The organism is Chromobacterium sp. LK11, from assembly GCF_001043705.1.
GTDB lineage: Bacteria > Pseudomonadota > Gammaproteobacteria > Burkholderiales > Chromobacteriaceae > Chromobacterium > Chromobacterium alkanivorans.
Genome location: NZ_LDUR01000043.1, coordinates 54,186 through 71,497 on the forward strand (window position 1 = coordinate 54,186; position 17,312 = coordinate 71,497).

At 64.2% G+C, this 17,312-nt stretch carries 12 protein-coding genes and 1 riboswitch; of the genes, 7 read left to right on the top strand and 5 right to left on the bottom strand.

Going from position 1 to position 17,312, the window contains the following annotated elements; genetic code table 11:
- Window positions 1-186: 186 nt before the first annotated feature.
- The 5 genes from VK98_RS20885 (at window position 187) to VK98_RS20905 (ending at window position 7,437) form a co-directional block, all read left to right on the top strand.
- Window positions 187-1,524: an MFS transporter gene (locus VK98_RS20885; RefSeq protein ID WP_197083124.1), complete on the top strand. Its 1,338-nt coding sequence runs from the start codon at window positions 187-189 to the stop codon at window positions 1,522-1,524.
- 27 nt (window positions 1,525-1,551) lie between these two features.
- Entirely contained in the window at window positions 1,552-2,331 is a 780-nt protein-coding gene (locus VK98_RS20890) for a 1,6-dihydroxycyclohexa-2,4-diene-1-carboxylate dehydrogenase (RefSeq protein WP_048415878.1), read from the top strand.
- Window positions 2,332-2,673: 342 nt separating this feature from the next.
- Complete coding sequence (locus VK98_RS20895) at window positions 2,674-4,179, top strand: benzaldehyde dehydrogenase (protein ID WP_197083125.1); 1,506 nt, start codon at window positions 2,674-2,676, stop codon at window positions 4,177-4,179.
- Window positions 4,176-5,300 carry an NAD(P)-dependent alcohol dehydrogenase gene (locus VK98_RS20900; RefSeq protein WP_048415880.1) on the top strand — a complete coding sequence of 375 codons (1,125 nt, stop codon included), beginning with the start codon at window positions 4,176-4,178 and terminating at the stop codon, window positions 5,298-5,300. The genes VK98_RS20895 and VK98_RS20900 overlap by 4 nt, the downstream gene beginning before the upstream one ends.
- Window positions 5,301-5,628: 328 nt before the next feature.
- Window positions 5,629-7,437, top strand: a complete 1,809-nt coding sequence (locus tag VK98_RS20905) for a sigma-54-dependent Fis family transcriptional regulator (RefSeq protein ID WP_048415881.1) — start codon at window positions 5,629-5,631, stop codon at window positions 7,435-7,437.
- Between the two features lie 20 nt (window positions 7,438-7,457).
- On the opposite strand, the gene VK98_RS22995 is transcribed toward VK98_RS20905, so the two are convergent.
- The 3 genes from VK98_RS22995 to VK98_RS20920 form a co-directional block, all read right to left on the bottom strand.
- On the bottom strand, window positions 7,458-8,318 hold the full coding sequence (locus tag VK98_RS22995; protein WP_053077517.1) for a hypothetical protein: 861 nt from the start codon (window positions 8,316-8,318) through the stop codon (window positions 7,458-7,460).
- A 300-nt stretch (window positions 8,319-8,618) separates the two neighbouring features.
- Window positions 8,619-9,641 carry a magnesium transporter gene (locus VK98_RS20915; RefSeq protein ID WP_048415882.1) on the bottom strand — a complete coding sequence of 341 codons (1,023 nt, stop codon included), beginning with the start codon at window positions 9,639-9,641 and terminating at the stop codon, window positions 8,619-8,621.
- An 82-nt stretch (window positions 9,642-9,723) separates the two neighbouring features.
- A riboswitch (M-box (ykoK) riboswitch) is annotated at window positions 9,724-9,897 on the bottom strand.
- Between the two features lie 547 nt (window positions 9,898-10,444).
- Window positions 10,445-12,031, bottom strand: coding sequence for a PAS domain-containing methyl-accepting chemotaxis protein (locus VK98_RS20920; protein ID WP_048415883.1), 1,587 nt, complete (start codon window positions 12,029-12,031; stop codon window positions 10,445-10,447).
- 340 nt (window positions 12,032-12,371) lie between these two features.
- On the opposite strand from VK98_RS20920, the gene VK98_RS20925 reads away from it, so the two are divergent.
- Window positions 12,372-13,577, top strand: a complete 1,206-nt coding sequence (locus tag VK98_RS20925; RefSeq protein WP_048415884.1) for an EAL domain-containing protein — start codon at window positions 12,372-12,374, stop codon at window positions 13,575-13,577.
- 6 nt (window positions 13,578-13,583) lie between these two features.
- Here the strand turns inward: VK98_RS20925 and VK98_RS20930 are convergent, their stop codons facing one another.
- The gene (locus VK98_RS20930) at window positions 13,584-14,783 is read right to left on the bottom strand and encodes an NnrS family protein (protein ID WP_048415885.1); all 1,200 of its coding nucleotides are present in this window, start codon (window positions 14,781-14,783) and stop codon (window positions 13,584-13,586) included.
- 94 nt (window positions 14,784-14,877) lie between these two features.
- Complete coding sequence (locus tag VK98_RS20935; protein ID WP_048415894.1) at window positions 14,878-16,206, bottom strand: PAS domain-containing methyl-accepting chemotaxis protein; 1,329 nt, start codon at window positions 16,204-16,206, stop codon at window positions 14,878-14,880.
- 273 nt (window positions 16,207-16,479) lie between these two features.
- On the opposite strand from VK98_RS20935, the gene VK98_RS20940 reads away from it, so the two are divergent.
- A complete protein-coding gene (locus tag VK98_RS20940; RefSeq protein WP_048415886.1) occupies window positions 16,480-17,184 on the top strand; it encodes a glutathione S-transferase N-terminal domain-containing protein in 705 nt (234 codons plus the stop codon).
- Window positions 17,185-17,312: the final 128 nt, after the last annotated feature.

Here is a 17,312-nt window from a genome sequence, read left to right on the forward strand (position 1 = left end):
AAGGTTTTTGAGTGGCAAGCGCGTTGTTTGCGCCCTCGTCTCCTGCGGCAAGGCGGCGGGGAGGAAGATGAGGCGGAGCTATATCGCCAGGGTATCGGGGCAGGCGAATAAAGTATTAGACGCGGGGGAGTGCCGATCATATAAGTCTGGCTTAGAACGACTACGGACTATGACGGAGGCTGCGAGATGAAGGCTACCCTTTCCATTCCCGGCTTGATCGATCAAGAGGCCATGAGCGCCTTGCAATGGCGCGTCCTTGTGCTGTGCTTTCTGATTGCCCTTTTCGACGGTTTTGATACGCAGGCGATGGCGTTTACCGGTCCTGCCATTCTGGACGCGTTCAAATTGCAGTCCCGTGACTTGGCCCCCATTCTCACTGCCGGGATTGTCGGCATGGTGTTTGGCGCCATGATGCTTGGCCAGCTTGGGGACAAGATCGGCCGCCGGCCGGCGGCCATGCTTGGCGTGGCTGTTTTTGGCGCGGCAACGCTGCTGACCGCGAGCGCGACGGAAACCTGGCAGATTCTTGCTTTGCGCTTTATCGCGGGTCTGGGCATGGGAGGGTGCACTCCGGTGGTATTGGCGCTGGCCGCGGAATATACGCCGGCCCGTTGGCGCGGCGCAGTCGTCACCGGCGTATTGCTGGGCCTGCCCGCGGGCGCGATGTTGGGCGGCTTGCTGGCGGCGAAGATGCTGCCCGTCATTGGCTGGCAGGGCATTTTCATCATTGGGGGCACGGCTCCGCTCCTGCTGTTGCTTGCTCTGGCAGTGTTGCTGCCGGAATCTCTGCATTTCAAGGCAGTGCGCGGCGACGAGGCGGGGCAGCGCTATGTCGCCAAGACCCTTGCCCGGATCGTCGCTCAGCCGCTGCCTGCCGACATCCGTTTTACCTTGCCTGAAGACGCCAGCATCCATGGCAGCGTCAGAGGCTTGTTTGCCGATGGCTATGCGCGCAAGACCTTGGCCATTTGGTCGGTTTATCTGCTGAACTGGGTAGCGTGGTTCATGTTGCTATCGTGGCTGCCTACTGTGCTCAAGACCGCGGGGCTGCCGACAGCGCAAGCGCCCATGGGCACCTTTGTCGTGAACTTGGCCTTTATTGTTTTTGCCGTTCCCCTGTCGTACTTGCTGCCGCGCCTGTCTATCCGCTCTTTGCTGATCGCGATGTTTGCGTTGGGCGTGGCCACCGCGCTGGGGCTTGGCTATGCGGGCACAAACTGGACGCTGGTGTTCCTGCTGCTTGGCCTTGCCGGCCTGGGCGTTGGCGGGCAGCAACTGGCGCTCAATTATTGGGTCATCAGCGTCTATCCCACCGCATTGCGTGCTACCGCGTCGGGATGGTCGATAGGCATGGGCCGGGCGGGCGCCATCATCGGTTCGGCCGTTGGCGGCAGTTTCCTGTCCTGGCTCGGCCCAGCGGGTTTCTTCATGGTGCTGGCCATTCCGCTGCTGGGCGCGCTATTGGCTGTTTTGATGGTGGAGATTCAATCCCCGTCCGAATCGCGGCAAGGCGGTTTTTCCTGAACACGCTATCCAAGCGGAGGAGTCAGCATGGAACGCTTCGCCAATCAGATCGCACTCGTCACCGGCGCGGCTCAGGGCGTGGGGCTGGCGACCGCCAGACGGCTTGCGTCCGAAGGCGCAATCCTTGTCCTGGTGGACCGTGCCAGCCAGCAGGGACACTGGGCGGCGGACAGCATCCGCGCGTCAGGCGGCCAGGCCTCGTTCATTGAGGCCGATCTGGAAACGCATGAAGGCGCGCGGCGCATGGTGCAGTATGCGCTGGACAGGCATGGTCGCATCGATGTGTCGGTACACAATGTGGGCGGCACGATTTGGATGAAACCCTTTTGGGAGTATTCGCCGGAGCAGATGCAGCGCGAAGTCGGCCGCTCGCTCTGGCCAACCTTGTGGTCATGTCGTGAGGTGATTCCGGTCATGCGCCAGCAAGGGCAGGGCTCCATCGTCAATGTGGGCTCCAACGCCACGCGGGGCATTTACCGAGTGCCTTATTCCGCCGCCAAGGGAGGCATTCATGCGGCGACTGTGTGCATGGCCTTGGAACTGGCGGACAGCGGCGTGCGCGTGAACTGTGTGTCCCCCGGCGCGCTGGACAATGGCGTGCGCGCCATCCCACGCAATACGGAAACGGTTTCCGAGCAAGAACAGCTATGGATGAAGGATGTGTATGCCGACTGTCTGAGTACGACGCCGCTGCAAAGGCTGGGTACGGTCGACGAGGTGGGCGCCGCCATCTGTTTCCTGGCCTCCCGTGAGGCCTCCTACATCACGGGGCAGATCATGTTTGTAGCAGGCGGGCAAGTCGGTTGACATGGCGGGGAAGCGGCGAGCCCGGAATGCGGCAACCACGCCTTGATCAAGAAAGACGGCTGCGAGTTCTGCACCGCCTGCGGCCACGTGGGCGCAGGCGGCTGAGCCTGGTTTGACCGTTTGGGCCGAATGCCCCGCGACCCTTGGGGTCGCGGGGCATTTTCTATGCGGCGCCGCGGCCGGCGGGTGTCCAATTGCTGAACACCGCCGTCGGGGGAGTGTTCAGAATCTGAACAGGGGTGCGCCGCAAAGCGGCGGTTTCAGGGCTGGCACGCCTTGTGCTCAGGGGGGGACGCGCGATGGCGCGTTCGCGCCGGAGAAAGACACAAGGAGGAGGCCAGCATGAATCGGATGTCGTCGTTATTGCCTGAGGCAATTTGGAAGGAGCGTTTGTTCAGCGGCGCTTGGGAGTGCGGGCCGCTGCCGGCCGTCGCGGTGATGGAGCCGGCCACCGGCGAGACGCTGGGCAGAGTCGGCATGGCCGACGCGGCAAGCATTGCGGACTCCTGCCGGCGGGCTGGCGAGGCGCAGCCCGGATGGGCGGCGCTGCCGTACGAGGCGCGCGCATCGGTATTGCGGCGGGCGGCGCAACTGGCGGAAAGCCATATCGATGAAATCCGGGATTGGATCATGCGCGAGAGCGGCTCCACCCGCACCAAGGCGGCCTTCGAAGCTGAGCTGGCGATCAAGACGCTGCACGAAAGCGCTGCTTTGCCCTCGCAGAGCCAGGGCGAGGTGTTGCCCTCGACGCCCGGCCGCTTCAGCTTGGCGCGGCGCCGACCCTTGGGGGTGATCGGCGTCATTTCCCCATTCAACTTTCCGTTCTATCTGGCCATGCGCGCACTGGCGCCGGCGCTGGCGCTGGGCAATAGCGTGGTGCTCAAGCCCGACCCGCGAACCGCGGTGTGCGGCGGCGTCGTCATCGCGCGACTGTTCGAACTGGCCGGCCTGCCGCGCGGCGCGCTGCATGTGCTGCCGGGCGGGGCCGACGCCGGCGCGGCGCTGGTGGCGGATCCCAGGGTCGCGATGATCCAGTTCACCGGTTCCAGCGCCGCCGGTCGCAAAGTGGGGGAGACGGCGGGGCGGCACTTGAAGAAGGTATCGCTGGAGCTGGGCGGCAAGAACGCCTTGATTGTGCTGGATGATGCCGATTTGGATGTGGCGGTGGCCAACGCCGCCTGGAGCGCCTACCTGCATCAAGGACAAATCTGCATGGCCGCCGGCCGTGTGTTGGTGCAGCGCGGAATCTATCCGGCCTTCCTTGATAAGCTCATCGCCAAGGCCAGGAGCTTGACCGTTGGCGATCCGGCCCGCGGCGATGTCGCCTTGGGGCCGATGATAGACGCGGTGCAACGCGACCATGTCGTCGGCGTGATCGCGGCGGCCAAGGCCGCCGGCGCCAAGGTGGAAACCGGCGGCGGCTATCGGGATCTGTTCTTCGAGCCGACGGTGCTGAGCGGAGTCGCTCCGTCAAACCCGGCTTTTCATGAGGAGGTGTTTGGGCCGGTGGCCATCGTCCTGCCTTTCGATGACGACGAGGAGGCCGTCCGGCTGGCCAACGACACTGAGTACGGATTGTCCGCGGCGGTGATTTCCCGGGATCTTGGCAGGGCCTTGAAATTGGGCGAACAGCTGTGTACCGGCTCGCTGCATATCAACGACCAGACGGTCAACGACGACGTCATCAACCCCTTTGGCGGCAGCGGCGCTTCTGGCAACGGCGCCAGCATTGGTGGCGTGGCCAATTGGGAGGCCTTCACCCAGTGGCAGTGGCTGACGCTGAAGGGCGAGGCGCCGGCCTATTCGCTGTCAGGCCAGCTTGAGCACGACAAGGAGGAAACCGCATGAACCATGCCGCCTATCGCGACATCCAGGCCGCGGTGACCCGCGCTACCGGAGCCCCGTTCACGATCGAAGCCGCGCGCCTTCGTCCGCCGCGCAAGGACGAGGTGCTGGTGCGCATCGTCGCAACCGGCATGTGCCACACCGATATGATTGTCCGCGACCAGCACTATCCGGTGCCGCTGCCCGCGGTGTTGGGACATGAAGGCGCCGGCGTGGTGGAGGAGATCGGCCCGCAAGTCCAGGGCTTGGCGGTGGGCGATCACGTGGTGTTGAGCTATGGCCATTGCGGGCATTGCCAGCCTTGCATCGGCGGCCGGACGGCCTATTGCCGCGAGTTCTTCGCCCGCAACTTCGGCGGGGTGGATCAGGATGGGACGTGCGCGCTGGCTGATGCCAACGGCCAGCCCTTGCATAGCCATTTCTTTGCCCAGTCCTCTTTCGCCAGCCATGCGCTTTGCCGGGAGAACAATGCAGTCAAGGTGCCCAAGGAGGCGCCGCTGGGCTTGCTGGGGCCGCTGGGCTGCGGCGTGCAGACCGGGGCCGGCGCGGTGATCCATTCTCTGGGGGTGGCGGCGGGTAGCCGTTTCGCCGTCTTCGGCGCCGGGGCGGTGGGTTTGTCCGCGGTGCTGGCCGCGCGGCTGGTCGGCGCGTCGCTCATCATCGCCGTGGATGTGCTGCCGGCGCGTCTCGAACTGGCGCTGGAATTGGGGGCGACGCATGTCGTCGACAGCGGGAAGTCCAATCCGGCGGCGGCGATCCGCGAGATTGCCGGCGATGGCGTCGATTTCGCGCTGGAGTCGACGGGGCGGCCGCAGGTGTTGCGGCAAGCGGTGGACGCGCTCGCCGGCATGGGTTGCCTGGGCGTGGCGGGCGCGCCGCCCTTGGGCGTCACGGCGGAGTTCGACGTCAATGATTTACTGCAGGGAGGGAAAACCATACGCGGTGTCGTCGAGGGCGACAGCGTGCCCAAGCAGTTCATTCCGCAATTGGTCGACCTGTTCATGCAGGGGCGTTTCGCCTTCGACAAACTGGTGAAATTCTATCCTTTCGAGCAGATCAACCAGGCCGCGGCGGACAGCGAGAAGGGGCTGACGCTGAAGCCGGTGCTGCGAATGGGCGGCTAAGAACGTGTTTACGATCTCGCGAGCTAAGGCGAGACAAGGCGAAAACGGCTGAGAAAGCGGAATGTACGGTTGGTACATGAGCATTTCGAAGGCGTTTTCAACGCCGTATCGCCAACGCGCAGCAGATCGTAAACAGGTTCTAAGAGCCTGTTTGCGGATTTTCCGCTGGACTTGAGCCCGCCAAGAAGGGCGGACCAGCGCGGCTTGCTTCGGCCGCCCGGAGATGGAAAGCTGGGCGCAGGCGTCATGCGGCGACGTGCGCATGATGCGCCCGGACGCCGGCCGTTTCCGGCCGGCCGGATTGGCCATGTCGAAATGAGGTGCCGCAATGGATTATCCCCCGCCGGCCGATCCCGGCCGTCTCGATCTCGCGCGTCGGCGTTTTCTGGACGGCGAACCCTTGCCCGCCGGCCTGCTGCCGCGCTCCATCGCCCTGTCTTGGGAACGCTCGCGCGCTGTCGGGGTGCGGCCCTGGGACCGGCGTTTCGTCAGCGAGCTCATTCCTCGGGTGGGCTTGAGCGAGGCTGACCGCCGCCTGTCCTCTTGCGCCAAACCGGAGATCGAGCGTCTGTGGCGGGTCTTTGGCGGGCAGGCGTGGACTTTGTTCTGCGTCAACACGGCGGGGGTGATCGTGCACGCGCAGCACGCGGCGGAGCCGAGCCCGCTGCAGGTGTTGCAGGCGGGGCGGCGCGTCCACGAGGCGGAGATCGGCACGACCGCGCCGAGCTGCACGCTGGCCGAGGGGCAGCCCGCCGTCGTTTGGGGCGCTCAGCATTATCTGAGCGAGTTCGAGCGCTTCTTCTGCGTCTCGGTTCCGGTGCATGGCGTGGACGGCGCTTTGATTGGAGCGCTGGACATCACCGGCATCGGCGAACGCAATCACCGGGCGGTGCTGGAGCAACTGTGCATGGCGGCGATGGCGACGGAGAACCGTCTCTACGCCAGCCTCGCCGACTGCCGCATCCTCGGCCTGCAACACGATCCGCGGCTGATAGGCACGCCCTTGCAAGGCTTGCTGGCGCTGGACGACGACGGGCGCATCCGGGCTGTCAACCGGACCGCCCGCCGTTTGCTGGGGCTGGAAAACGCCAGCGGCCTGGGCCGGCATTGGACGGGCTGCTTCGAGCGGGACCCGCTGTCCGACGCTTGCCGTCAGGCGCCGGCGCTGACGCGCTTGACGGACGGTTCTTGCCTGTACGTTCACCTGCTTGCCCCGACGGCCGCGCGCGCCCACGCGCTCGGGGTCTCGAGTCCGGCGGCGCCATTGGGCGACGACGACGCCTTGAACCGGCAGTTCGACGCGGCTCGCAAGGCATTCGCTGCCGGCCTGCCGCTATTGCTGTTGGGGGAGACCGGCACCGGCAAGGAGGTGTTCGCGCGCGCCTTGCATGAGGCGTGGAAACCGGACGCGCCCTTCGTGGCGATCAATTGTTCCGCGATTCCGGAAAGCCTGATCGAGGCGGAGTTGTTCGGCTATAGCGACGGCGCCTTCACCGGCGCGCGCAAGGGCGGCGCCAAGGGACGCATCGAGGAGGCCGACGGCGGCACGCTCTTGCTGGATGAGATCGGCGACATGCCGGCCGCTTTGCAGACCCGTCTGCTGCGCGTCTTGCAGGAGCGTCGCGTCAGCCGGCTGGGCAGTTCGGACAGCGTCCCCTTGGATGTCCGCATCGTCAGCGCGACGCATTGCGATCTGCCGGCGCTGATGGCCGAGCGCAGGTTTCGCGAGGATCTTTATTACCGTCTGAACGGCATGCAGCTGCGGCTGCCGGCTTTGCGCGACAGGCAGGACTTCGACCATCTGGTGGCCGCGCTGCTGCGGCGCCACGGCGGCGGACGTCTGAGTCCGGAGAGCCGGCAACTGCTGCGGGCGCAAGCTTGGCCCGGCAATATCCGTCAGCTGGAGCAAACGCTGCGTCTGGCGGTGGTGCTGTCCGGTCAGGGGGAGGAGATCGGGCCGGAACACTTGCCGGAGCTGCGGCTTGGCGAGGCGCCGCCGTCATCGCTCAAGGAAGTGGAACGGCAGGCGATACAGGCCGAACTGCGCGCCCGCCGCGGCAATATCGCCGCCACGGCGAGCGCGCTGGGCATCTCCCGCACCACCTTGTACAAGCGCTTGAAGCAAGGCCTGGGCTGAAGCTGGCCAAGCCCCGGCGTTCAATAGACGCCGTACTGCACCGCCTTGCCCCGGCACTGGACGTAGGGCAGGCCGTTGGGCTTGCCCGGGAAGGGATAGCTTTCCCCCACCTTGCTCAACATCGCCGCGCTGCTGCTCTTGCGTTGGGTTTTCTTGATCGCGGTCTTGATGGCGGCGGCGTCGCCGTCGACGAACAGCGCCAGGAAACCGCCGTCCACTTCGGACAGCTGCACCGAGCGAATCGGCAGGCCGCCGTAGTCATAACCTCCCGGCAAGGCCAGCTCATGCTCCCATACCTGGGCGGGCGTGGCGCCGGCGGCGGCGGCCAGCAGTTTGGCTACGCCGTTTTCACTCAGATTCAGGTTGTGGCAGTTCAGCTGCGCCGCCAGGGCCTTGTTCTTGCCGGCGCCGGACTGGGCGCCGCCGGCGGTTTTGGCCAGGCGGTAATTGCCGTCGAAGGGCACGTCGCCGAAGGTGCTGGCGCAGCGGTCCATCTGCACTTGCACCGAGGCGGTTTGGGGCAGCACGCTCATGGTGCAGATGCCTTCGCTATAGCGCCACTGCCCGCCGTTGGCTTGCAGCTGTCCGCTGCCGGAGCCGGAGCGCAGCTGGCCGGGTTTGCCTTTTTGCATGACCTCCAGCGCGAACTTGCCGTTGGGACGGATGGTCAGCGTGCGCTCGAACTGCTTGTCGGAACCATCGTAGACGCCAGGGGCTAGCGGGACGGCGGCGTTGTCCGCGGCGGGGTCTTTTTGCAGCGCCTTCTTGATGCCGTCCTTGAGAATTGCGCCCAGGTCGAAGGTTTCGGCGTGGGCCGCCAGCGGCAGCGCCGCGGCCAGCGTCAGCGCGGCGGCGAAGCGTTTACGATTTGAATGGGTCATGAAAGAGGCCGTTTAAGTGGCGTTGCGATGAGAAGGTGCCGGCGTATGCCTTGATTTTTTTAAATTTATCAGGACATTAGCATGCCGAACCGACGAAAACAACTTGGCGGCGGCGTGATAAAAACCAAGAAGCGGACAAACTGGCCTAAGGGCCTGTGCACCGCCGTGCAAAAAGAATGGGGATGGTGAAAGGCTAGCGGAGCATGCGGCGCGCGCCCGGCAAGCTCCTATCCTAGGCACGGGCTTGGCGGGCGCGGTTTGCGACGGCGCGCGAAGGCGCGCCGGAAAGGGAGACGGCGCTTAGGCCAGGTCGGAGATCACCAGCATGGCGATGTTGAAGTAAATCACCAGACCGGTGCCGTCGATGAAGGTGGCGATGAAAGGCGCGGACACCACGGCCGGGTCGATGCGCATCTTCTTCAAGAGCATCGGGATGATGGAGGACACGATGGCGCTCCAGATGGTGATGGCGATCAGCGTCAAGCACACCACCAAGGCCACTTCGTCACCCACCCCAAGCATCCAGGCCCGTATCCAGGCCACCACGCCGATGGCCAGCGCAATCATGAAGGAGGTGGTCACCTCTTTGCGCAGCACGGTGCCGACATTGCGCAGGCTGACTTCGCCCATCGCCATCGCGCGCACCAGGGTGGAGGTGATCTGGGTGCCGCTATTGCCGCCGGTGCCGATCAGCAGCGGAATGAAGAAGGCCAGCGCGATGGCGGCTTCCAGCTGCTCTTCGAACACTTGCAGAATGGTGCTGGTGTAGGCTTCTGCGAAGAACAGCAGCAGCAGCCAGGGCAGACGCTTTTTCCACAAGCTCCACGGGGAGCTTTCCAGGTAGGACGTTTCCAGCGGCAGGCTGGCGCCCTGGCGTTGAGCGTCGTCGGTGCCCTCGTCGCGGATCAGCGCGGCGATTTCCTTTTCATACAAGGCGCCCAACAGTTTGCCGCCGCTGACCACAGGGGCGAGATCCACGCCCTTGTCTATCAGTTCCGGCACGATGTCGCGGCGTTGCTGATTGGGTTCGACCACAAAGGAGGTGGGGCCCATCAGCGCGGAAACAGGCAGCGTCGGGTCCGTTTCGGTCAGCAGGCGCTTGACCGAGAGCTGGCCGTGCAGGAAGCGGCTGCCGTCGATGACGAAAATCTGGGCGGGAATGTCTTCGTCGCGCAGTTGCTTGAGCATGTGCTCGCGCGCCTCGCTGACTTTCATGTCGCGGCTGAGGGTGATCAGCGAATCGCTCATGTAGGAAGCGACGGTTTCTTTCAGATTGACTTCGTTTGCCTGAGCGGTAGGCAGGGTGATGCTTGCAAAAGACATTTTGAGGTATTCCCCGTAAGCTGTTTTATAACCACAAACAGTTGTCACAATGGGGGCGTAAACCAGAAGAGAGAGTGCAGAAAAGCTATCTCCGCGTCTAAGTTTTGGCACTATGCAACGTATCCCGACTGCATGCGGGAAGTCACTTTGGGCTATACCTTAATCCGATAAAGCCTGTCCTAACCTTGGGCGTCTCTCGACGTCGTCAGATCAGTGACCTGTGTTTGCATAGGAGCCTCGCCGAACGAGACACTGCATCTTAGAACCTGTTCAATGTCTGCTGCGCTTCAGCGATACGGCGTTGAAAACGTCTTCAGAATGCTCATGCACCATCTGTACATTCCGCTTCTTCAGCCGTTTTCGCCTTGTCTCGCCCTTGCTCGCGATACTTTGAACAGGCTCTTAGAACCGTTGATCCGTGCCTAGTGACCGCGTTGCGGTTTGGGCGGGATCATGTTCACGATTCTGAATGGAAGGCCGGGCGCATGGCCTGGCTTCCGGCGCCGGACTCGACGCCGCTCTACGGCGGTGCGTCGCGCTGGGCGCGGTTTGATAGAACGGTCACCTCCTTCGCTGTGTTTGGGACTGCGGTTTCGGGAGCGCGGGCGGGCGGCGTGCGCCGCCTGCCTGCGCCGTCTTCGTCGCGGCGGTGTCATGGTGCAGTGCAGTAGAGCCGCGACGAATAACAGTTATGAAAGAGGGGGTATCAAGTAGTTCCGTAATTTTTCACACTTTGTGTAATAAAACTCGTTTGCATGAATATTTTCTTTAAACATGCCATACGCCAGCCGCTTTAATGCCGATCACATATGTTTTTCGAATTGGCTGACCAGGCGGCGCAGATCGCTGGCGGTGGTGTGCAGCTTTTGCGCCACTTGCAGCGTGGCGGCGATGCTGTGGCTGTTCTGCTCGGTGAGGGTGCTCATGGTCTCCATGCTCTGAGCCACCTCGGTGGAGGCGGACGACTGCTGCTGCAGCATATTGGCCACGCTGGAGGAGGACTCCGCCACTTTTTCGTTGGCGTTGCGGATCGCTTCCAGACCCTGGGCCGCGGCCTGTATCGTTTCTTCGGCGGTATGGACCTTGTTCACCGCCGCCTTCACTTCCTCCAGCGCTTCCTGCGAGCGTTCGCGCAGAAAGCTCACCGATTGTTCGATCTCCAGCGTGTTGCCGGCGGTGCGTTCCGCCAGCTTGCGCACCTCGTCGGCCACCACGGCGAAGCCGCGGCCTTGCTCGCCGGCGCGCGCCGCTTCTATCGCCGCGTTCAAGGCCAGTAGATTGGTCTGGTTGGCGATGTCCTTGATCACGCCGGTGACGGTGTTGATCGAATCCACCGACTGTTCCAGCTTGATGATGATGTCGCGAGTGCAGGATACCTCGCTGACCACCGCCTGGGCCGCCTGGCGGGTGTCGCTCATCTGCGCCTCGCCCTGGCTGGCCAGTTCGGTGGCCTGGTCGGCGAACTCGGCGCCGGTGCGGGTAGATTGCGAGATCTCGTTGACCGACACCGACAGTTGCTGCAAGGCGGCCGCCACCCGGGTGATGCCTTCCAGCGTGGATTCGCCGCGGGCGTTCAGCGATTCGGCCTCGGCGTGGGTGGCGGTGGCGGCCTCGCTGACATCCTCGGCGCCGGCGACGACGTCGGCGAGAATGGCGCGCAGATGGATGCGCAGGGTTTCCATCTCTTCCAGCACCGCGCGCGGCTCGCGCGCGCCGGCCGGCGGAATCGGCGCGCTGAAGTCGCCCTCGGCCAGCCGCATCAGCGCTCGCCGCGCCGCGTCTATCGGCCGCGCCAGCCTGCGCCCGGCAAGATAGGAGGCGGCCAGCGCCCACGCCGCGGCCAGCGCCAGCAGCGTCAGCCGCAACGGGCCGTCGGCGGCCGCGCCGGCCAGGATCAGCGCCGCGGCGGGCAGTTGCGCGCACAGCAGCAGCCAGGCGGTCGTCGGCGGGGCCGCGTGGCGGGTTTCCGGAAACGCCTGGCGCCGCTCGCGGACGCGGGCGTAAAGCTGCTCCGCCTCGGCGGTTTGCTGCTTGGACGGCGCGCTGCGCACCGACATGTATCCCACCGGCCGGCCGCCCTCGCAGATCGGCGTGACATAGGCCTCCACCCAGTAGAAATGCCCTTGCTTGGTGCGGTTCTTGACCAGCCCCTTCCAGGGGCGGCCCGTCTTGATGGTGCTCCAGAGGTCGTCGAAGGCGGCCTGCGGCATGTCCGGGTGGCGCACGACATTGTGCGGCTGCCCGATCAGTTCTTCTTCGCTGAAGCCGCTGATGTCGATGAAGGCGCGGTTGGCGTAAGTGATCTGGCCTTTCAGATCGGTCTTGGTGACGATGGGGCGGTGGGGCAGCAAGAACACCTCGGTGCCATCCACGGGAAGATTGCTTCGCATTGCCGGACCTCCTGCTTGACGTTGCCGGGAAACGACGCCGGCGGCGGATCGGCGCGGCCGTTCGCCGGCGGCGTCGAAGGCGATCATTCAATTTGGGTCAATCCAGGCGAAACCCGTCGTTTGCAATGCTATTTGCTTGATTGGGATGGAATTTCGTCTTGGCGGCCTCCAATGCAGATATAGAACAAAAGCGCGGTCGCATGCGGCAAAGTTTGATGCGCGCTTGATAAAAGCGCGGCGGCAAGGTTTGGAAATTTCCCGGCAAATTCAGCATCTTCCTATTTATTTAGCCGGGCTCGGCTGAGGAGAATAGCGCTCCGACTGGGACAGGAAACAGGACATGGAACCGATAATCTCCAAACCCGGCCCGGCGCCGATGCGGGTTTTGATCGTGGACGATCACGACGTGCAGCGTTGCGCCTTGAGCCAGGCTCTGCGTCAAGTGGGCATCGATCATATCGACGAAGCGTGCGACGGCGTCGACGCGCTTGAGCGGCTCAAGCGCCGCCGCTACGACTTGATGATCAGCGATCTCAATATGCCGGGCATGGACGGCATCCTGCTGCTGCGCCACCTGGCCGGCTTGCAGGCGGTGCCCCCCATCGTGTTCAACAGCTCTATGTCCAAGGACATGCTGATGGGGGCCTACCGCGTGGCCGCGTTTCACAATCTGCCGGTGATCGGCAGCCTGAACACGCCTTTGTCCATGGAGCAGCTATGCAGGTTGTGGCAGGCGGTCGCGCGCCGGCCTGGGTGGAACGAGGCGTCGCCGGGCTTTGGCCGCCAGGACTTGGAGCGCGCGCTGCGGCGCGGCGAGATCCTGCCCTGGTATCAGCCGCAGGCGGACCCCAGGCTGTTGCGGGTGATGGGGATGGAGGCGTTGGCGCGCTGGCGGCATCCGGAGCTGGGCGTGCTGGAGCCTTCGGCTTTTTTGCCCAGCCTGGAACGCTATGGCCTGGACGAGGCCTTGTTCTTCACCATCTTCCACGCCGTGGCGGAGGATTATCGCCGCTGGAGCGAACAGGCGACGCTGTCCGGGCTCAGGGTGTCGATCAACCTGACCGCCAAGCAGTTCTGCAGCCCGGAACTGCCGTCCAGCCTGGCCGCCGCCGCGGAGGAGCAGGGCATGGCGCCGGCCTTGATCACGCTGGAGCTGACGGAAACCCAGCGGCTCAAAAACATCTATCAGGCGCTGGAAAACGTGATGAGGCTGCGCATGGCGGGCTTTCGCGTGTCTTTGGACGATGTGGGCTGTGGCTACAACGGCGTGCAACATCTGCGCGAGCTGCCGGTGAACACGATCAAGATAGACCGTTCGCTGGTGGCCGGCGCCGCCGGCGACAGCGTGGCGCGGGAGATTCTCGAGTCCACCGTCCAGCTGGCCCAGGACCGCAATATCCAGGTGGTAGCCGAAGGCGTCAGCGAAGAGGCGGACTTGCAATTGATGCTGAAGCTGGGGGTGGATTACGTGCAGGGCTATCTGCTGGGCAAGCCGATGCCGGCCGACGAGGTGCTTGCGTATCTGCGTCGGCGCGGGCAAGGCTGAGAAGGCTTAGCCCGGTTTGCCGTCGGAGCGCGGCCTCCAGTAGCTGGGCAGAAAGGCGCGGCCCCAGGCCGCCAGCGTCAGCAGCCAGCCTATCGCCGCCGCGCCGTACAGCCAGCCGGACCAGACGCCGGGCAGCATCTCGGTGGCCACCCGGGTCAGCGCCAGCCAGTGAGCGGCCAGATAGAGCCGCCACAAGCCGGGGCCGGCCTGCAGCGCTTGGCCGGAATGGCCCAGCGTTACCCGCGACACGAAGGCGATCATCATGGTCAGGAAGAAGCCGACGGTGAGCGCGTGCAAGGCCGCCAGCGCCAGCCGCGGCGACGCCAGCCAGCCGTTGAGCGCGTACAGTCCGAAACCGACAGGCAACCAGGCGAAAGCCAGGTGCAGCATGCCCAGCAGCCTCACCCGCAACGTCGCCGCAAGCCGCCAGCGCCAGCTGACGTAAGTCAGCAAAACGGCCATCGCCGCGTCCAGCGGCCAGCTGGGCAGGCCGAAGCCGTCCAACAGGCCGTGGCCCAGCGAGCCGGCCAGCAGGGCGGCCAGCAGCCAGCCCGGCCGCCACGGCTGGTACTGAGGCAGCGCGTTGGCGGAGAAGAAGGGCAGCATGCGGTGGCTGACGCTCAGGAACACCGGCAGCAGAAAACCCCACAGCGCCAGATTGCGCATCCACAGCCAGGCTTGGCCGTCCTGAAATATCAGCCAGTAAGCGCCGGCCAGCAGCGCCAGCGCGCCGCAAAACAGCGCGGCCAGCACCGCGCAGGCGTGGCGGCGGTCCGGCTGCGGGCTGGCCAGCAGCAGGCAGGCGAAAGTCAGCGCCAGGCCGCTGAAGCCCAGCGTGTACATAATGTGGCCGGCCAGCGTCCAGGCCAGGCCCAGCCACAGTCCGGTGAGCCACAGCAGCAGGCCGACGACCATCAACGCCGGCACGCCGACGAAGATGAGGCGGCCGGGCGGCTCCACGCCCAGCCAGCGCGGACCGGCGGTGAACAGAAAGCCGGTCATGAACAGCGGGAAGAAGCCGAACAGCATCAGGAAGCCGTGGGCCAGCGAGGAGGGCACGGCCAGCGCGGCGTGGACGCCGAGCAGGCGGCTGGCCAGTTCGGCGCTCCAGGCGGCCAGCAGCAGGATGGCGAACAGCATGCCGGGCAGAAAGGCGGCGCGATGCGGCGCCTGGGCCAGCATCGCCGCGGGGCGGAGGTGTTTCATCGCGGACTCGGGGGTGTGGGCGCCTCAGTATGTCCGCGCCGGGGCCGGCGCGGACATGATTTGGATCAAGGCTTTCCGAGCGCGTCGGCGCGGCTCAGGCGCGCTGCTGCAGCAGTTCCGACACGTCGCGCACCACTTGCACCACTTCCTTGGCGCCGGCGCGAATCTCGGCAATGGAGTCGCGCGCCTGCTCGGACAGCTGCAGGCTGGTGTCGGCCAGGCCGCGCACCTGCTGCATCGAGGTGATGGCGGACTTGGAGTCTTCCTGGATGCTGCGCACGATGCCGGAGATCTCGCCGGTGGATTGACTGGTGCGCTCCGCCAGCTTGCGCACCTCGTCGGCCACCACGGCGAAGCCGCGCCCCATCTCGCCGGCGCGCGCCGCTTCGATCGCCGCATTGAGCGCCAGCAGATTGGTCTGGTCGGCGATTTCGCTGATGGTGCTGATGATGGTGCCGATCTGGCCGGAGCTGTCGCCCAGCTTGGTGATGATGACGGAGGAGCTTTCCACGCTGGACGCCACCTTGGTGATTTCGCTGGCGGCCTGTTCCAGCACCGCGCTGCCCTTGACCGACAGTTGTTCGGTGTTGACCGAGACTTCCACCGCCGATTGGGCGTTCTCCGCCTGGGCTTGCAATTGCTGCACCCGGCGGCTGATGTCCTGGGCGAACTTGACCACCCGCACCGGCTTGCCGTTGAGGTCGTAGACCGGATTGTAAGTGGCTTCCAGCCAGATGGTCTGCCCGTTCTTGCTCAGGCGCTTGAACTGGCCCTGGAAAAACTTGCCCTGGCGCAGCTGGCGCCAGAACTCCGCGTAGTCCGGGCTGGCGGCGTAGTCGGCGTCGCAGAGCATACGGTGATGCTTGCCGCGGATTTCGGCCAGCGTATAGCCGAAGGTGTTGAGGAAGTTCTCGTTGGCGTCCTGGATATTTCCGTCCAGATCAAACTCGATCTGGGCCATGGAGCGGCTGATCGCCAGGCGGATGGCCTGGTCGTTCTGCTCCCGGTGCACTTGTTCCGAGATGTCGGACGCCACTTTGACCACGCCGCACACCTGGCCGTCGCTGGACAGCACCGGGGTGTAGCTGGCTTCCAGCCAGATTTCCTCGCCGTTTTTCGCATAGCGGCTGAAGCGGCCGTTGACCGGCTCGCCGCGTTTCAGCTTTTGCCAGAACTCGGCGTAGGCGGCGCTGGAAACATGGTTTTTATCGCAGAAGATGCGGTGATGCTTGCCGATGACTTCTTCGCGCCGGTAGCCCATGGTGCGCAGGAAGTTTTCATTGACGTTGGTGACAATGCCGTCGGGGGTGAACTGTATCATCGCCATGGAACGGTCGATGGCGGACAGCATGCCGCGCAGGCCGTCCAGTTGGCCGGTCAGCTCGTTGAGCTGCTCCTTGAGTTTTCCGGAAAAAAAGGGCATGGCTGCCTCCATTGTAATTGCCATCCAGGAGTGCCATTGGAGCACGCCAACCTCATTTCAAACTAATACATTCCACATGATTTAGAAGGGAAATTTATTTTTGAATGAATTGCTTATTGGTGGGCGGCGTTGACCATAGGCACGGATTAATAGTGTATCCAGCTATTGCGTCAATAACATCTCGCCATTGACGAGCTGCTGATTTAAGACAAATGCAAAAGCCGGGCTTATCATGGGCGCGCAACCCACCCGTCCAAACTCAATGGAGCGCGTATGAGCGATTTATCCGCCTTTCCCATCACTCGCAAATGGCCGGCGCAATATCCGGATCGCATCCAGTTGTATTCGCTGACCACGCCCAATGGAGTCAAGGCGTCCATCATGCTGGAAGAAACCAGCCTGCCTTACGAGGCGCATCTGGTCAGCTTCGACAGCAACGATCAGTTGTCGCCGGAATTCCTGTCCTTGAATCCCAATAACAAAATCCCGGCCATTCTCGATCCGGCCGGGCCGGGCGGCAAGCCGCTGGCCTTGTTCGAGTCCGGCGCCATCCTGCTGTACCTGGCGGAGAAGAGCGGCCAATTGCTGCCCGCCGATCCCGCCGCGCGCTACGAGGCCATACAGTGGCTGATGTTCCAGATGGGCGGCATCGGCCCGATGTTCGGCCAGCTGGGGTTTTTCCATAAATTCGCCGGTAAGGACTACGAGGACAAACGTCCGCGCGATCGTTATGTGAACGAATCGCGCCGCCTGCTGGCGGTGCTGGAGCAAAGACTGACTGGCCGCCAATGGGTGATGGGCGACGACTACGGCATCGCCGACATCGCCATCTTCCCCTGGGTGCGCAATCTGATCGGTTTTTACGAGGCCGGCGAGTTGGTGTCGATTGCGGACTTCCCGCAGGTGACGCGGGCCTTGGACGCCTTCCTGGCGCGGCCGGCGGTGCAGCGCGGGCTGACGATTCCGTCGAGATCGTAAACCGCTTGTTCCTGGCGGTTTTGCCCGCGCAAGCAAAAGCCCCCAAACGGGGGCTTTTCATTTGCTTGGAGCCTGTTCACAGTCTCGCGAGCCAGGGCGAGACAAGGCGAAAACCGCTGAGAAAGCGG